The sequence below is a fragment of the Bacillus sp. Marseille-Q1617 genome, from assembly GCF_903645295.1.
GTDB lineage: Bacteria > Bacillota > Bacilli > Bacillales > Bacillaceae_B > Rossellomorea.
The window spans coordinates 650,733-668,691 of the sequence record NZ_CAHJXM010000001.1 but is presented as its reverse complement, the minus strand read 5'-3'; the positions used below and the strand labels follow the sequence as shown (position 1 = coordinate 668,691).

The following is a 17,959-nucleotide window of genomic DNA, read 5'->3' as shown; positions in this document are numbered from 1 at the left end:
TTCCATTACGATTTATGCTGAGTTTACAGGATTTATGCTGAATTATTTGGATTTATGCTGACTTTTAGAGAATTATGCTGAATTATTTCGTTATATGCTAACTTTTACAAAAATAACCAATCCCCGCCTGCCAACGATGGATGATTCCTAAGCAAAGAACTATTAACAATGCTTTAAAATAAAAAAAATAGAGTGGGTAACCGCGCCCACTCTACATTATTCACACTCCCCGCGGTCAAAATGTTTCCCTTCATTAGGGAGAATGCCTTCCGGCGGTGTCCATACACTCTGGCAAATGTTCTTTTCATCTAATATTGAATAAGTATACGTCCACCCTTTTTCATTTGCGAACTGGACATTCAGGTGATAAGGATTGTACTGCCTCCCGTTTTGACGGCTGATCTCCCACTCTTGACCGGGGTACTTTCCCTCAAGGTAATGATTGAGTTGTTCGGTCTTCCTGGATACTTGATAATCAATCCAATAGGGCCGAAGAGCGAAGAATGACAGTAGTAGGACAGTGGTAGATGATGCAGCAATGATACTCACTCTCCTTATCTTTTCCAGCAATAGAAAAGCGGTAACAAAAAGAATGAAGATAAGAGCAGCAGACAATAAAATCTCTATTCCTGTTATTGGATGCATTGAAATCCCCCTGCCTATATCTTTCTAATCTGATCCCCCGTTCAGTGGCCAATCTAACACTGACAAATCATCAAATGATTCCTGTCCGGATCTTTAAAATTGAACCAATTCCCTTCAATGCCGGTTGTGATTTCTACATTTTTGCTTTTCATATATTCATAGGCTTCTTCGATATTATGTGTGTTTAAATGAAAAGGCGGAACTTTATAAATCGTTTCCTCAGAATAGATTTTACTGTCCAATACGATATCCGTTCCGTTCATAGGCAGTATGTACAGGTGACCGAATAAAATCTCTCCATCTGACGGTAAGCCCAATATGTCACAATACCAGACGCGTGCCCTTTCAACGTCACTCACAGGAATGAAGGCAGCTCCGATTTGATTTACGATTGGTTTTGACATCAACAGTTCCCCCTTTGTTATTGTTGAATGAACCATCATCCAACTCACTACCAATTATTTCAAAATCAGGCAGCTAACTCAAGATGAATTTTCACAAGATCCGGGTTAAGTGATTTAATAAAAAAGACGATGACTCCCATAAGCCATCGCCCCACTATTTCGCATCATACGACTTGCAATCAGCTCCACTCACCAACCTATCGGACCTAATTCCCTATTCATCCCCCACCGGAAATTCAACCGTAAATGGTTTCAACTCCTCCGTAGAAACAAACGATGAGAATTCAAACAGGAGGACTGTATCTTCCAGATTAAAGTCTTGTATCTTTTCTTCTCCTTTCAAATCGAATGTAGATTGGTAATGTCCAGTGTCTTGATCGATTACCTTTGCTTTATTTAATGTAATGCCATGATGTTTAGGCGGAAATGGATTGTCCGGATCAATTTCTGATACATAATCTTTATCGACCAGCCAGAAAGCGTATTCCAGGTTATGATTGATCACTTCTTGTTTATGATCACTTATGTTCTCCGGAAGCCCGGTAAGTTGATAATCCAAGACTAATTGATCGCCCTGCTGCACGACATCATATACTTGTAGCCCTAATCCTAGGCGCTCGCTTTTTAACATAAATGTCCTTATATTGAGGAGCTGCTCTTCTCTTGGAGCTGTTATATTTACCTGCGGATAAAAAGTCAGGGAAGTGATTCCGGCCTTCAGCTTGGTCATCTCTGTCCGAACGGCACTATGATAACCACCTTCTTGTTCCGACTCCTGAAGTATCGTTTGGTTTCCAAACCTATACACATTCCCTTTCTCATCAACCGCTTTTGAAATCCTTATGCCATCATCCTTATATTGGTGCGTGGTTTCATAAACAAGGGAAGACGATTCTTTTGCGGTAAGAATCTCTTTGATCCTGATGCTGGCCCCCATGTCCGGATACTCCTGCCCTTGATCAATCGTAACTTTGCTATTTTGATCCTGCCTAACCGGAATATCAAAATTCCATTCTCCCTTAATACCGTTGATATTATGGATCGTTACAGGAAGAGTGAAATTCTCCTTAAATGTTTCATGGGGGTAGTCCATTTTCCATTGAAAATGAAACCCATTTTCCACTTTCCTTATATCCCGTGACTGACCGTTCAGCCAGGGATCATTGTCTCCCTTATTGTGTTCAAAGTTCACGTCAAAACTGACTTCGCCTTCTTCGTTCCGGCCATTTTCAACTCCGTCGTCCACAAATCCGGTGATGGACACGACACTTCCATCAAAATAAGCAGAGGTCAATTTGACCGTTACTCCATTTTTCGTAACTGCTTGATTTAGTTCGGTGACAGCATTCTGACTGGCGAGACCCATCCCCCTTTGATCGTTGAATTCTTGAAAAATCCCGCCGATTAACGGAGCGTTGGCCAAGACATGATTCATCGCAGGACTTACAAATCCGGAAGCAATCGTGATGCCAAGAACAGCGACTGCAGAGGCAGCACCGGCAAGCACCTTCTTTTTCTTTCCATGCCCTCTGTTCCCGTCCCGGTTGATCCCTTTGGAAATGGCATTCAATACTTTTTCTTTCGGCACCGGAATTTGTTCAACTGCCTTATTTAGCTCCTTATTATCCATGGGACCTTTCCTCCTCTTTTTCATAAACCTTTTTTAACTCTGCTTTTCCTCTGCTTAAGTAGGTTTTCACGGTGTTCTCCGGGATGTCCATCACAGTGCTGATCGTCTTGATCGAATAATCATGATAGTAGAATAGAATAATGGCGGTACGGTGATTCACTTTCAGCTGTCCAATGGCATGTAAAAGCTGTGATGACCCTTCAATGTCCGGGGTGGATTCATCCGGCACGTTGGACAAATAGTCATCGTTCATCGGCACTACTTTGCCTCGTTTCCTGATCACATCCACCGCACACCGGATCACAATCCTCGTCAGCCATGTCAGGAAATACTCCGGATGCTTCAACGAATGGATCGATTTATAAGCCTGATAGGCCGCTTCCTGTACGGCATCCAATGCATCTTCTTCGTTATGTACATAGAGATAAGCAGTCCTGTAGATTCTTTCGTAGTGCTGCTGAACTAATTTTTCAAAAGCGTTCTTACTGCCTTTTATCGCTTTTTTAACTAGTCGTTCGTTTTGTTTTTGCACCTATTTTTCCCCCCCTTTACTCATTAGTGGGATGTATTCTTAAGAAAAGTTTCAAATTTATGTGTTTTTCTTGAAAAGCATGCCATGGAAGTCGATTTCTGCGTTCAAAAATATAAACAGAAACCGATTTTGGCAGATGCGGGGACAGTACTTCTACTGATTTTCACAGTGGAATCCAGCCATACAGTGAAGATTATTGATGATTATGTCCCGTTTTTACTTATAATAAAGAAAAAGCAGAGCGGGAACCGTCCACACTCTACTCCATACTCTCCCCAAGCACATGCTTCGAGAACCACCCTAAATTCTGCTCCATAACAGCCGCATTCACCCCCGGCTGCTCAGAACTATAAGCCATTCCTTTAATAACAACTAAATCAGTTTCCACTCCCATATCCCTCAATCCTCTATACAGCTCATATGCATTGGTTATCGGAACCCTTGCATCCTCTTCACCATGCTGAATCAAAGTGGGCGTACAGGCTGATTTAATATAGTTCATCGGCGATGTTTTCTCGTAAACCTCCGGATCGTGCCATGGTTCATTTCCTAAATGCATCCTGATAAACCAAGGGATATCTGTAGTCACATAATGGTGGCGCCAATTCGTGATCCCGCCGCCGACTGACACCGCCTTGAACCGGTCACTGTAGGTGGAACAGAAAGCTGAAATGAATCCCCCCTGGCTCCATCCCATCACCCCGGCCCGGTCCTTATCGGCAATCCCCTTGTCAACGAGGGCATCCACCCCTGATATCACATCCTGGTAGTCACCGATTCCGAGGTTTCGATAGTTCGCTTTTAAAAATTCATTGCCGTAACCGGAACTGCCTCTGTAGTTTGGTTCCAGCAAGATAAAGCCTTTTTCAATAAAAGTTTCAATCGGATACTTATCATTGAAACAGCCTGAATGGATCGGGAAGGACGCCCACGCCGGTCCGCCGTGAATGACCACCAATAAGGGATATTCTCCTTTCTCATCAAACCCAGCCGGCGTTGTTAAAACCCCTTCTATCTCAAGGCCATCATGACTTTTCCACGAGATGACTTCCCTGTTGCTTTTAAGCTTTCCTTTAAAAAAGCTGTTTTCATCCGTTATCTTTTCACCGTCCAAATAGACTTCAAAGGTTTCATTCGGCCGCGCTTTGGTATAGGAAAGATACTTTCCATCCCCTGTTATGGATGCATCCAGTATAAAGCCATCCTTGCTGACCATTTCCACCGAGCCATCCTCGGATAACAACCCTATACAAACATTCGTTTTATCCTGCCATTTGATTAAAATCCCTTTGGCTGTCCACCGTAAAGGAACAACCGTACTATCAATATCTGTGAGAGGCTGAATCCGCTCACCGGTACAAAGATCGACTATCTCCAGCGTATTGTCTTGTATTTGAGTTTGATAGTACTCCTTCTCCCTTATGCTTGCTGAGTAACATAATTTGCTGCCATCGGGGGAAAAGCACAGGCCCCCTCCCAGCAGCTTATCGACATTCAGCTTTTGCAGCCCGCCGGCTTGCATATCTAGTATGTATAAATCTCGATTAATAAAATCTTTCATATCCGGGCTTTGGGCAGCCATCAATACAATCTTTTTCCCATCATTTGAAATATCAAATTCATCGATATGAAATTCCATACCGTCAGTTAGTTGGTGCGCCGCGCTGTTTTCACCAGAACCCTTGTAATATAAACAATGATTCCGATATTCCCTGCCTGCATGATGGAAATCTCCATAGATCTCCCTACGTCTCTTGATTTTCTCAGATTCTTTTGACTGCGCAATATAATAAAAACCGTTGCCGGCAGGATCCCATTTGAATGCACTTACTCCCTCTTCCTCATCTGAGATCTGAACCCTTCCTTCACCATCCAATGACTCTACAAAAATTTGATTTCCTCCATTAACCGTACGAAGGTATGCGAGTTTGCTAGAGTCAGGCGACCATAAAGGGGACGTACCCTCTACAAACTCGTAAGGTTTCCCCTTATCTTTTTCATAGATCCATATGTGATTCTTATATGTATTGTCTTTCCAGTCAGCTGTACGGTTGACGAAGGTTGTTTTTTTGCCGTCGTCACTAATGTGGAGGCTTGATATGGTTGGTAATGAGATGAGGTCTTTTATAGTTGGATATGTTTTTCCGGTCATTTTCATTCATGAGACTCCTAGTCTTTGGTGGTATCGTCGTAGACTTAAAGATTTTGTTAATACCAATTATTTCAAATAAATATAAAGAACTCAATCTATTTTTCCAGATACCTGTCCCTTTTACTCGCCAGTCAGGTGCAGACTTGACCATACTTGAAATCGTTGAAGTTTCCCTTCAAAACGAGTCATTTCCTTACTGGATTGAAGAATTTTCACCGGGATTAAGGTAAAAATCTGGTTTCCCTTTTCAAAAAAAGCTCTTTTCAAAATAAAAAAGGGGTTGCTTGATGATTTATGATCCTGATTCGGGATTTATGATCCCCAATCCGAATTTATGATCCTATATCGAAATTTACGATCCTGAATCCAAAAATACGATCCTAAATCAAAATATATGATCTTCTGATAATTATTCTAAACAAGAAGCTACCCTCAGCAACTAGATCCCCAAATTAAAAACTGGCCCCCGGACCTGTCCCCATGGGCCGCGTCTTCAATAAGCTGTAGGCGGACATGAAGAATTCATAAAGAAATTTGGACCACATTAAGTGTTTACTCCACCATCCGCGGCCCCACCACATGAAGCACAATATCCGCCATAAAATGAGCAATCATCGCAAACTCGAGACCCATAAAGACAAAAAGCGCCCCAAATACCAGCCCCCCGATCCCGTTGATCACGAGCATACTGAGTACGAGCCCCAGCGTCATCTCCAAATTGGCGGCTGCCACACTGTAATGCATAACCCCGAAGACCAGAGATGAAATGACGATCGCCGTCCATATCTTCGGTTTCGTCACCGCCCCTTTCGTAAATTTCATGAACAACCAGAGTATTACCGTGACAAGAAACAGCCGGAAGATCGACTCTTCGTTCACGGCCGCCCCGAATGACCCCAATGTGCCAAGCCACCAGGCCGGCTCATTCAATGAGGAATTGTCCACACCGAGCGGTTTTGAGACGATCAGACTGAAGATACTGATGGCCACTCCAGCCAGGATCCCGTACAGGGCGGAATGAATACCATTCATCTTAAAAGAACGAAGCGGCTGGCTTTTATTGAAAAATACCTCGATGACAGGAGCACCCAGCTTTACTTTTTTAGCGAGCCACAGCCCGATGAACAACAGGATGCCCGCCTCCAATAAAACCTGGACGACATAAAACAGGGTGAAGGACAGCTTGCTCAGCCCCATGACTTCATGAAGGTTTTCCCTAGCAATTGCGTAAGGGGCGATCGCCAATGCCCCCAGAATGTTAAGGAAAAGCAGGGCGAAATACACCCTCCAGTTGATCAAAGCAGTCCGTTTGCTTTCGACAGCTGCAGCAGTGAACCGTTCTTCTTCCATTTCTTCGGTCTCATCATAATCTACCGTCCTCTCCTTAAGGTCACTGATGAGAGCTTCGGGATCATCCATGTAGATCAAGGCCTTCCCAACCTCTTTTTTCTGCCCGAAATAGCCGCGTGCGTATATCGGTTCCTTAAAGACGATTTCATATTTCAGTTCATCGGTCATCCCGAAGATCCGGGTCAACACCCTCGGAAGCGCGGTGACATGGAAGACATTCTTTTCATGTATTATGCCGCCGTGTTTATGATAATGAGTTTTTGCAGGCTGGATGGTTTCGACATCCATGATGTGAAAGCGCAGCGACCTTCTCGCCCCGATGTTCATCAGGACATGGTTCCCTTTTAGCTGGATGGGGGAATTTCTAACGAGGTTATAATCTCCGAGCATGTAGAGGATCGTGTAGACATGAAGCACAACCAGGATGTTTGCGCGGAGGGGATCTACTTCTTTTAAATAGATGTGAAACACGATGCCTTCGATCACCTGTTCATGAAGGAGCGCGATGAACAACCAAAAGTAGTTTGAACCTTTGTGGTAGGCATAGGAGCGGACTGCATTATCTCCCTTCTTTTTCACCTTCCATCTGAAGAATGCATGAAAGAAGATCACCCATTCTTTTTTCAAAATGGTGACGAACGGGTTCGTTTCCATGTCCCCCCGTCTGTACTTTACAAACAGGATGACAGCACCGGCTTCCGCCAGCATGATTAAAATGATGATGGAAATGATCATCTGCGTGTCCATCTTACTCCCCCTTTGGCTGATCTGTAAGATTCCCTTATGTAACTTTCTTCCTATTTATAATGTACGTTTTTCCTGACACCAACTATAGGGGTGTTTCCTTTTTTTAGAAATTTAGACATAAGATTGTGACGATACTGTTAAAATATGTATTTTTCATTGACTAAGGTATGAAGTGGCCAGCTAACTAAGAGCTAAGATCCTGCCGCTAAAATCGGGGTTATCAGCTTCCAGCCGTAGGACTTAACTTCTATGTAAGGCTGTAAAAGATAAATATTTGTCTTTTTTCAGCTGAAAAATTTGGAGATAACCATAAGTTTCAACTCAAAACAGAGTGAAGAAGATTAATAGAGTTCATTTTCCCTGGATAACATCCGGTTGAAAGTAACCTGGATGCTGGATACGATCCTATTTTGGAATTTATGATCCATTCGACAAAAAATACGGTCCTCTTTCGAAATTTATGATCCTGTTTTCAAAAATACGATCCTAAATCAAAATATATAATCCTATGATAATTAGTCAAAACTGACAGCACCCTTCCCATCCCTGGAAAATGGGACACGGGACCTGTCCCCATGTCCCGCACAAAAAAGAGCAGCCCCACAACAGGACTGCTCTCCCCACTCAAAATCAACTCAAAACAAACGTCACAATCGAATGCCCCGAAAGATCAAACGTCATCGCTTCATCCGAACCGCTAAACGCAATCGAAACGTCTTCCTTATCATCCCCAGCATTCATCACAACCACCGCAACCCGGCCGTCCGGATTCTCAAATGCCGTGGCCGTAACACGATTTGAAGAAACTCCGCTCCAAATCCGGCGGCCACCAGCCTCGATATACTTGCTGAAATGCCCTATATAGTAGAATGAACTATTATAATGCACCTTATCGTTCACTGTATCCACGATGACCGGTGCATCGCAGTAGTTGCCAACGTGGTTCGGTCCGCCTTCTTCGTTCAGAACGAGATTCCAGTCGATCCAAGCTTCGAGATGATTGTTCAGATCGCCAATGATATTCCTCGCATACCGCTCGCCGGTGTGCCAGGCACCGACCTGCACGCCGCCTTCGATGCATCCTTCCGTAAAGATAAGATGCTTATCGGGGAACGCATCGTGAACCTTTGAAAGATTCTCGAATTCCTCCGACACGTACCAGTGGTTGCCGGTTCCCCATACATACTTAGCCGCTTCCGGATCAGACAGCACTGCACTCGCACGTTCAAAAATGACGTCTCGGTTATGATCCCAGATAATGACCTTCACATCGCCGTGACCGTTCCGCTCAAGGGATGGCCCGAGATGGTTCTTGATAAAGTCACGTTCTTCTTTCCCGGTGTACAGGCATGAATCCCAAACCTGCTTCGCTTCTGGCTCGTTCTGAATGGTGATCCCCCAAATCGCGACGCCTTCTTTTTCCATGGCGTCAATGTACTTTGAATAGTACTCTGCCCAAACCTCATCAAACCCCGGCAGCAGCTTGCCGCCGTTGTTCATTTCACCGTTCGATTTCATCCACGGCGGAGGGCTCCAAGGTGATGCCACGATAGACAGCTCCCGGCCCGCCGCCTTCACTGCGTCATGAATCAAAGGAAGGACAAGCTTCCTTTCGCGTTCAATCGAGAAGCTCTCTAGAGACGTGTCCCCTTCTTCCACATACGTGTAATTTTCCAGCGAAAAGTCACAGCTGTTAATATGGGTGCGTCCGAGACGGTAGCCAAGCCCTTCCACAGGATCAAAGTAACGCTTGATCACTTCGGCCCTCTTCTCAGGGCTGACAAGAGACAAACTGTAAGCCGCCGCTTCCGTAAACGCTCCGCCGAACCCGATCATCTCCTGAAATTTCAGCCCGGGATCAAGTTCGATGTGGGGCTCTTACATTTCCATCCTTGTCTTTTCCTAAATCGAATACATATGGTACATACTTATCCTTGATTTCTTCAACATTGTACGGATCCTCGGAAAGGTTCTCCCAGTATCCTGCATCCACCCATTGTTTAAGGAAGGCAATTTCCCCTGTGAACACGTCAGGAGTCCCGACACCGCTTTCAAGAACAGGCTTGAGCTTAGTCGGATAATCCGCGATCGGAACGATTGTCAGTTCCACTTTGACCCCATTCTTCTCTTCAAACTTCGTGATAGGCTTCTTCAACTCATCCGTAAATGACCAGATCTTCAAATCAACATCTTTGTCTTTTTTGCCTCCTGATGATTCCGAGCTTCCGGAACAGCCGGCAAGCACCCCTGCAAGCAGGACCGCTGTCATAAATAATGCTAGAAACTTCTTCATGTTTATCCCCCTTTGTCCTTTATGGATATATGTGGTCGAAATCGGTTTCGGTAAAACTTGCAAAAAAATCATGGGTGCCGCTGTTGATTTCCCTGCAAAACTGGGAAGTCTTACACGGAAATCAACAGCTGGAATATGTTTCCGAAACCGGTTTCGAAATCACCTAAAAAATTTTTATCGTGCCTGGAGTCCAGGCACTAGTTTATCGATGTACAGGACTCCCTGATGATGAGCTCCACTGGGATGATGTCCGTGGTCTTCATCTTTTTCTTCTCGTTCATCTGATTGATCAATAACTGCCCGGCACTTGCCCCGATTCGGTCCGTATCCTGCTTGACCGTTGTCAGTTTCGGTGTTACATACGCAGCCATGTCAATATCGTCATAGCCGATGATGGAGATATCCTCGGGAATTCTTAACCCCTTCTCCTTGATGGCTTCCATTGCGCCAATTGCCATATGGTCACCGGATATGAATACTGCGGTAGGTCTTTCTTCCAGAGACAGAAGTGTGTTCATCGCTGCCCTTCCTTCATCAATGGAGAAGAATCCGCCATTCACCAAATATCCCTCACGGATCGGCAGGTTCGACTCTTCCATGCCTTTCCTGAATCCTTTGATTCGCTGGGCGCCGGCATCAATGCCCGGATCCCCGGATATATGAGCGATTTTCGTATGCCCCAATGAGTGAAGATAATTCACGGCGAGCCTGCCGCCCTCGATATTATCCGAGTAGACCACACTGCAATTCTGGCCCGTCATATCAATCACCACGATCGGCACATGACTGTTGATCATCTCCTGCACCTGAGGGTCGTTCGGGTCTGAACAAATGACCACGATCCCGTCAACAGCGCGGTAAAGGAAGTGCTCCAGATAACTTGTATCCCGCTTGCGCAGATTCCGTGAAGCAAAGATCAAATCATAGCCTTCACGCTCCACGTACTTGCGGAAACTCTCAATGATCGCATTGAAGAAAGGATGCTTCATCCCCACCTCATTGTCCTCGGCGAACATCACACCGATCGTCCACGACTTCTTTGTCGATAACGACTGAGCGTGTGCGTTCGGGAGATAACCCATCTCGGCTGCCGCATCGAGGATCTTCTGTTTTGTCTTCGGACTCACATCCGCATAATTATTAAAAGCCTTGGATACCGTCGTACTGGAAACCCCAGTTTTCTTCGCCAAATCATAAATCGTAACCATCGTTGTCCCCTCTTCATCGAAAGCGCTTTCGTTGATGTTATTATAGCCCAGAAAAAATAGATGTGCAATAGAATTTTCAAAAAATTTTGGAGGGGTTGTTTTGGCGGGCTTCGGGCGGGTTTGTTGTCCCTGTTCTGGCGGGACGGGGGGGACAGGGACCTTGTCCCGGCTGTATTTATTGTCTGGGCCATGGGGCATGGGAACGGGTCCCCCGGATCTTTTTCAACTTAAAGTGACTGGTCCCATTTTTTCTCCCATCGTAAAGTAGAATGATTCTAAGTGGCGCGTAAAAGCGAAATCTTGCTTGTATATCAGAAATGTGGCTTTTATTTTTCAAATTTGGATTGTAACTCTGGAAAGTGGCTTGATTCCTGCCGCAAACATGAGGTTTCGCAGCTTCCCTCCAGCGGATTCAACTTCTATGTAAGATTGCAGAATATAAATTTGTCTTTTTTAAAGGTAAGGGGTTGTTTTCTGGTTTAAAATAAACAAATAGATTCATATTCGTTTAGCACTAGGCTCCCGTTGAATCATCTTTTGTTAGATACAATCTACTTTTCAATAACCATATGTAATATTATGGTTATAGAGCTTACCAACCGTTTCTGTGGCTAACCTCTTGGAAATGAATAATAGTTTGGAGGCCGGGATCATGAAAAACTATTATGCCATCTTCTTTTGCTTGGCCATCACACTCCATAATATCGAGGAAGCCTTGTGGCTGCCGGGGTGGTCTCAAAAGGGGTTATCCATGCAAAAGCCCGTAACGCAAGACGAATTTCACTTTGCGGTACTGATCATTACTGTCCTTGCCTATCTCGTTTCGTTTCTTTATGTACGTTTCCCCAACTCTGTATTTATGAAGCGGGCATTCATTGGATTTTTAGGGTCTATGATAGTAAATGCCATTTTTCCGCATTTAATCGCCGCCATTGTGACAAAAACCTACGCTCCGGGCCTTGCTACAGGCTTACTTTTAGACATACCTATCAATAGCATGATCCTTTACAGATTACATACGATAAATCTCATTACCAGAAAGGAAATTTTCATTTCCACGGTTGTTACAGGAGTTCTATTACTGGCCATGATTCCTGCATTGTTTATTCTTGGTGATACGATCATTTTTTAAAAAGATTACGGGGACAACCCCCTTATGCATAGGAAGGAAGGAATATCATGCAGCACCATATCATCAACAAGTTCAAATACTACTCCACCCCACCCGCCGAAAAAGTCCATCATTATAAAACAGTCATTATCTATCACGGCTGGGGCGGGTCGGCCACAGGATACGAGGATGCAGCAATAAAATTATCAAAAGAAGGATATCAAGTCATCCTTCCAGAAATCATCTTCCACGATACAAGAGAGTGCTGGAAAACCATTTCGACCGGGAAACTACGCAGCATTATTTCTGGCAAACAATCTTTGAAAGCATCGATGAGTTTGATGACTTCGTCACTGCCCTGGGGCTGCATCGAGAAGATATCGTGGTAGCCGGAAGTTCCATGGGAGGGTTCATCGCAAATGGAATCTTCGCCCGTGAATCCTGTCTTTCCGGGCTCGCCAATATCAATGGATCCGGGTCGTTTCTTTTGGCCGAAAAGCTATTCAGAGAAAAGGATGACCGTGGAGAAATTTCATATCAAGATGAGGAGAAATTAAGAAGGTACGACCCGATAGGAAGAATAAACTGCACCTCCCCCGTCCTCCTTATTCATGGGGACGCTGATGAAATCATTTCGATCGAGGGACAGAAAGACTATTACCGGTACCTGATGGAAAGAGAAAAAAGAACACATGTGAAATTCAAGATTCATAGCGGTGTGAATCATATTTTTACTGCTGAGATGGTTGGGGATTTGGTAGAGTGGTTGAATGACATAACCTAACAGGAAGAACAATGGCACAGATGATCCCCCGCTCCCTCGGACGCGGGACCTGTTCCCACGCCCTGCCTCACTCAACCTCCCCGACATTAAGCAGCCTCATATGCTCTTCAGGAATATTCCCATTCTGAAAGCTCGATCCATTCACCGCACTTTCTGGAAAGAAGTCCTCACCATTTTCATCAAGCGGGATCCAGCCAAAGCTCAAATAAGGCTGAGGGTTAAAATCATCAATAAATGATGACCCCTGCCCCAGCTCCTCAGCCATCGCTTCCATCACAGCAATCCAATCTTCCGGCAGCTTCATGACCCCATATGGATTCTCCTGAAAAGAGACTTCCTTTTTCATCTGGATACTCGGATCGTAATGATGCTTCGTACCTGAAATGGAATAATACCTTTCCCTGATAAAAAAGTAATTCAATGTATCTACCCTGTCTTCTGCCGGATCGATATTCCATACGATGCGATAAGTCGCCGGATCATCGGGATAGATTTTCCATATCTTTGGCTCACCTGCTGTCCGTACTTTACCAAGCTTCCATTCACGCTGTTTCCAGACCCAATTGCTGACACTATATCTTCCCTCTTTTGACTTAAAAGGTGCCACAGCATGCTTATCATCAATCCTAATCGTCTCCTGAATCTCATCGGCATCCGCTTCCGGAAGCAATTCATTGATCTCCTTCACCATCTGCTCATTCCCAGGAAGAGGTGAAGGAGGTGAAAAATAAAACCAATAGATTGCTAGAGTACCAGCCAGCAAAAAGATAATGATTCCAAACGCTAACCTTTTCTTTTTCCCTTTTGTCACCTCGTCACCTCCTCCTTCATAAGGATCGAATCATTGGACCTAAAATACAATTGATCACGAGAGGTCGTAATCAGAATACCTCTCCCGTCTCTTTCCACATAGATGACCGGGTACATCCCGCTCCCCCACTTAGGTGAAGTTCCCAGCAGCTGATAAGGAAACCGCTCATTCTTGTTCCGATAGCCATCCGATTGGTGATACATCTCTTCATACCACACATCACTTACCACTTTTTCCTGCTTCATGGATGTCAGCTGATCTACTAATCTACCTTTATCGAGGACCACACCCTCTTCTCCTGATGGATGAGTATGGGCAATCGAAGCGTCACCCGCATCTGCTATATGCGTCGATGCATCATGTGGAGGATACACCATCGCATAAAACGGGATCGAAATCAATGCTGCCGCCAAAAAAACGAAATTCCCGGCAAATCCAAGCCACGCAAACGACCGGTAATGATCCCACCTGTCTTCTTTCCTCTTCAAAATTCCATACAACCCCCATACACCAAGAGGCAGAATAGGGATCTTCACCAGAGTCCCTTTCAGCTCCCAATTTATCGAGAAAGAAATCAGACCAGCCACTATAACAACAGCAATCTTCCATACTTTTGGTTTCACCTGCTGTCTTTTATAAATCCTAAAAGCCGCCAACCCGATGAGCACCCATGCCGCTAGGTTCATCCCTACAGATACAGCGTCGGCTGCATAATTAAAATCAAACATACTCCCCTTCCCTTTCTCTTTATACTAAAATCTACTTTCATTATAATCCTTTATTCTAACATTAAGTACCTAACGCAAAAAGGCCCGTCCCTCGCTGCGGTAAAACTTTACCGTAACGCGGGACGGGCCTGAGAAGGGGGCGGACTAAAGGAGCGTGCCAGGGGGCCAGGTACCATGATTCACCTGGCACCTAAAAGAATAAATTTGTCTTTTTTAACTGAAAAGATAAGGCTAACGATGAAGAATAAGCTAAAAACAGAGTGAAGAAGACTAATAGGGTTCGATTTTCCTGGATAAGACCGATTGAAAGTGACCGGGAAGCACGATATGATCCTATTTGGGAATTTATGATCCCTTCGACAAAAAATACAATCCTCTTTCGGAATTTATGATCCTTTTTTCAAAAATACGATTCTAATTCAAATTTTATGATCTTCTGATAATGATTCTAAACTGGATTGGCACCAGATCTCACCTGTAAAACGACCAGTTGAAATGTCCCCCTGTTCCATCTTGAATACGAATCACGGGACCTGCCCCCATGAGCCACTATGCCCCTTGCCTCTCCATTCCTGTACATGGAGACAGCCCCAAAATTCATGCCTTCCCTCTATACCTACTTAGGTATATAATTAAATAGACTTTCATACATTCATTAGAGATTAAAAGATTGATATACTCAATTCACTAAAATACCTGAATAGGATGAATCACAGATGAAGACAAATGCTAATTTTGCAACAAATGAAGAAGCCATCACAAGGTGTCAGGATTCTTCTCAACATCAGCAGGCTCTCTATAAAAAAACATTGATCATCATCATGATCGCGCAGGTCTTTGGAGGCGCCGGTCTTGCTGCCGGCATTACGGTGGGAGCACTTCTCGCTCAGGATATGCTCGGGACGGACAGTTTTTCCGGTGTGCCGATCGCCTTGTTCACTCTCGGTTCAGCCGGGGCCGCCCTCTTTGTCGGACGAGTGTCACAAAAATATGGAAGACGGATCGGCCTTTCCATCGGTTTCATCATAGGAGGCATCGGGGCAGTCGGCGCCGTCGCAGCGGCTGTCACGAATTCCATTACCCTTCTGTTCGTCTCGCTCCTGATCTACGGCGCGGGTACGGCCACGAACTTACAGACCCGCTATGCAGGTACGGACTTGGCCAAGCCTTCACAACGGGCCACTGCGGTCAGCTTTGCCATGGTATCCACAACATTCGGGGCGGTTGCAGGCCCCAACCTGGTTGATGTGATGGGCAGATTTGCTGAATCGATCGGCATCCCGCCACTCGGAGGCCCGTTCATTCTGGCATTTGCGGCCTACACCCTTGCCGGGATTGTCATCTTTATCTTGATGCGCCCGGATCCATATATCGTGGCAAAAGCTCTCTCTGTTCCATTGAAATCTGCAGGCGGTGGCACTGCTGCTGAAGCGACCGCTTCTACCGAGAAGAACAAACGAGGCATATTCCTGGGATCAACCGTGATGATCTTAACTCAGATCGTCATGGTCGCCGTCATGACGATGACCCCTGTTCATATGGGCCACCACGGCCATGGATTGACGGCCATCGGTCTCATCATCGGCATCCATATCGGTGCGATGTACCTGCCGTCTCTTGTCACTGGAATCCTGGTTGACAAAATCGGGCGGATGCCGATGGTCCTGGCGTCAGCCCTAACGCTTCTGGCTGCAGGGATCCTTGCAGCGGTGGCACCGACAGATTCAATCGTCGGCCTTGCGATTGCGCTCGCCCTTCTCGGACTCGGCTGGAACTTCGGACTGATCAGCGGAACTGCGATCCTTGTCGACTCGACAGACCCTGCCACCCGCGCAAAAACTCAAGGATCCGTGGACGTCTTCGTTGCATTGGCCGGGGCTTCCGGCGGTGTGCTGTCAGGCGTCATCGTTGCGTTTTCCAGCTATCCGGCCCTTTCCATCGGAGGGGGAGTTATTTCTCTGATACTCATTCCGGCGATGGTCTGGTTTCTTGTGGGTTCGAAGCAAGCCGGAAGATAGCACGGAAGTTTATGATTAACGGTTTTAATGATACAGGGCTTGAACTCTTTAAAAGAGTTCAAGCCCTTATTTCATCTTCAAGCAAAAAACCATCTTTTTTCAAGAAAAAACTCAATATTATAACCGATTATTGCCAGAAAACCCTTCGCAGCAGCTAACTATCTAGCCATTTATGAATATTGAGCCTTTACCTCACCAAATCACACAAAATCAACTACCAACTCGTACACTGCCTCTCACTTATTATCGAAATCTTACATTTTTTTATAGAAATCAAAAGATTTATTATCGAAAAACGAAACTTTATTATCGAACTCATGAAAACTGCCCATCTCAATCATCGATAATGTTGTGATGTGATCGATCCAGGCACGTTATTATCAAATTCAATCCGTTATCATCGAACCAAACCGATCCCACACTACATATAAAAAGGACCGTTCCCGACTCAGTGTACCAGGAACAGCCCCCATCAAATTAACACCGCACATACTTCCGCTTAAACCCAACCTTCCCCCGGTCAACCATCTTCTGAATATCTTCAGAAGCCTTCAAAACACTGGTCTTCTTCCCGTCCCGCTTCATCTCCACCGGTCCGATCTCCTCCGCAATCCCGACCGCCTTCTCATGTAGCGGGACATAGGAAACCGCGACTGTGTACACGAAATTATTCATCGCGGATTTCGTCCGTTCTGGAGCATCATGGATGGTCTCTTTGACTTTTTCAAGCATACCCTCAAGCTTTTCCGTGGAAAATTCATGATCCTTACGATTCCCCAGCAGCCAGCAGTAGCAGCTCCACCCAGCCGACATCCGCAGCTCTTCACCACTCGCGATCCATTTATCGGCAACTTCCTGCGCAATATCTGATTCAGCAAGCGTCACAGCCACTACATAATCCGACAGCATATAAAAATAAGCCCCGTCCATCCAGCGGTCATAATCCGCTTCGGTCATGGCCTTCGGATCGGCGATGATGCCTGCGAAGTACATGGCGTCGTAGTTTCCGGTAGCGTACAGTTCTTCCGCCAGCTCCTGATTGATCTTGATTTTTTTCACAATCGGCTTCATCGCACCGGTCGCAACGCCAAACAACGGTTCCTTCGCCCCATTGGATATGTACATCTTTTTCATCCGTTCCTTGCCGAGCGCTTCAAGTTCCTGCATCACCGTTTCGGCATCCAGATTGTCCATTCCCTTGGCTTCGTTCACCACTGCTTCGTCGATGCTGCCCTTCTTATTTCCCATAAACGACAGCCCCTTCTCGCCAAGAGCCTCCTTCAAAATCCTCACAGCTTTCGGTCCGACCCCATGGATCTTCAAGATATCGTTTTCCGTCACTTCGGTAAACTGCTCCATCCTGTTAAATCCTGCGTTACGAAGCCCGCGTTCCGCAGGCTTGCTTATCTTCGGCAATTCGCTTTCCTGTGTCATTTCCGCTTTCATATCCAAGTCCTCCTTATCAGTTTCCCGTTTAGTATTAGTATTCTCTTTCCTTCCTGTTTTTCCTTCACAAAAAAAGAGCCGCCGCTATGACAGCTCTCTC

At 45.3% G+C, this 17,959-nt stretch carries 15 protein-coding genes; 3 read left to right on the top strand and 12 right to left on the bottom strand.

The features are described 5' to 3' along the window. Positions 1-216: 216 nt before the first annotated feature. From HWX64_RS03325 to HWX64_RS03285, 9 genes are all read right to left on the bottom strand, one after another. A complete protein-coding gene (locus tag HWX64_RS03325; RefSeq protein WP_175987245.1) occupies positions 217-645 on the bottom strand; it encodes a hypothetical protein in 429 nt (142 codons plus the stop codon). Between the two features lie 53 nt (positions 646-698). Continuing rightward, complete coding sequence (locus tag HWX64_RS03320; protein ID WP_175987243.1) at positions 699-1,049, bottom strand: VOC family protein; 351 nt, start codon at positions 1,047-1,049, stop codon at positions 699-701. Positions 1,050-1,263: 214 nt separating this feature from the next. Then, positions 1,264-2,679, bottom strand: coding sequence for a DUF4179 domain-containing protein (locus HWX64_RS03315; RefSeq protein ID WP_175987241.1), 1,416 nt, complete (start codon positions 2,677-2,679; stop codon positions 1,264-1,266). Next, positions 2,672-3,211: a sigma-70 family RNA polymerase sigma factor gene (locus HWX64_RS03310; protein WP_175987239.1), complete on the bottom strand. Its 540-nt coding sequence runs from the start codon at positions 3,209-3,211 to the stop codon at positions 2,672-2,674. The genes HWX64_RS03315 and HWX64_RS03310 overlap by 8 nt, the downstream gene beginning before the upstream one ends. 259 nt (positions 3,212-3,470) lie before the next feature. Beyond that, the gene (locus HWX64_RS03305; protein ID WP_175987237.1) at positions 3,471-5,369 is read right to left on the bottom strand and encodes a S9 family peptidase; all 1,899 of its coding nucleotides are present in this window, start codon (positions 5,367-5,369) and stop codon (positions 3,471-3,473) included. A 546-nt stretch (positions 5,370-5,915) separates the two neighbouring features. After that, positions 5,916-7,460, bottom strand: coding sequence for a CPBP family intramembrane glutamic endopeptidase (locus HWX64_RS03300; protein ID WP_175987235.1), 1,545 nt, complete (start codon positions 7,458-7,460; stop codon positions 5,916-5,918). Positions 7,461-8,090: 630 nt separating this feature from the next. After that, the gene (locus HWX64_RS03295; RefSeq protein ID WP_175987233.1) at positions 8,091-9,296 is read right to left on the bottom strand and encodes a glycoside hydrolase family 30 protein; all 1,206 of its coding nucleotides are present in this window, start codon (positions 9,294-9,296) and stop codon (positions 8,091-8,093) included. Between the two features lie 22 nt (positions 9,297-9,318). Then, complete coding sequence (locus tag HWX64_RS03290; protein ID WP_175987231.1) at positions 9,319-9,753, bottom strand: extracellular solute-binding protein; 435 nt, start codon at positions 9,751-9,753, stop codon at positions 9,319-9,321. A gap of 197 nt (positions 9,754-9,950) precedes the next feature. Next, positions 9,951-10,961, bottom strand: a complete 1,011-nt coding sequence (locus HWX64_RS03285; protein WP_175987229.1) for a LacI family DNA-binding transcriptional regulator — start codon at positions 10,959-10,961, stop codon at positions 9,951-9,953. A gap of 652 nt (positions 10,962-11,613) precedes the next feature. Here HWX64_RS03285 and HWX64_RS03280 point away from each other — a divergent pair. Both HWX64_RS03280 and HWX64_RS03275 read left to right on the top strand, forming a co-directional pair. Beyond that, positions 11,614-12,093 carry an HXXEE domain-containing protein gene (locus HWX64_RS03280; RefSeq protein WP_175987227.1) on the top strand — a complete coding sequence of 160 codons (480 nt, stop codon included), beginning with the start codon at positions 11,614-11,616 and terminating at the stop codon, positions 12,091-12,093. 241 nt (positions 12,094-12,334) lie between these two features. Next, positions 12,335-12,856 carry a prolyl oligopeptidase family serine peptidase gene (locus HWX64_RS03275; protein ID WP_175987225.1) on the top strand — a complete coding sequence of 174 codons (522 nt, stop codon included), beginning with the start codon at positions 12,335-12,337 and terminating at the stop codon, positions 12,854-12,856. 67 nt (positions 12,857-12,923) lie between these two features. On the opposite strand, the gene HWX64_RS03270 is transcribed toward HWX64_RS03275, so the two are convergent. Continuing rightward, complete coding sequence (locus tag HWX64_RS03270) at positions 12,924-13,667, bottom strand: hypothetical protein (protein WP_175987223.1); 744 nt, start codon at positions 13,665-13,667, stop codon at positions 12,924-12,926. After that, complete coding sequence (locus HWX64_RS03265; RefSeq protein ID WP_175987221.1) at positions 13,664-14,395, bottom strand: hypothetical protein; 732 nt, start codon at positions 14,393-14,395, stop codon at positions 13,664-13,666. The genes HWX64_RS03270 and HWX64_RS03265 overlap by 4 nt, the downstream gene beginning before the upstream one ends. Before the next feature lie 716 nt (positions 14,396-15,111). Between HWX64_RS03265 and HWX64_RS03260 the strand changes: the two genes are divergently transcribed. Continuing rightward, positions 15,112-16,413 carry an MFS transporter gene (locus tag HWX64_RS03260; protein WP_175987219.1) on the top strand — a complete coding sequence of 434 codons (1,302 nt, stop codon included), beginning with the start codon at positions 15,112-15,114 and terminating at the stop codon, positions 16,411-16,413. Between the two features lie 477 nt (positions 16,414-16,890). Here HWX64_RS03260 and HWX64_RS03255 read toward each other — a convergent pair whose 3' ends face one another. Then, positions 16,891-17,598 (bottom strand): DNA alkylation repair protein, encoded by a 708-nt coding sequence (locus HWX64_RS03255; RefSeq protein WP_175989617.1) that lies wholly within the window; start codon positions 17,596-17,598, stop codon positions 16,891-16,893. Positions 17,599-17,959: the final 361 nt, after the last annotated feature.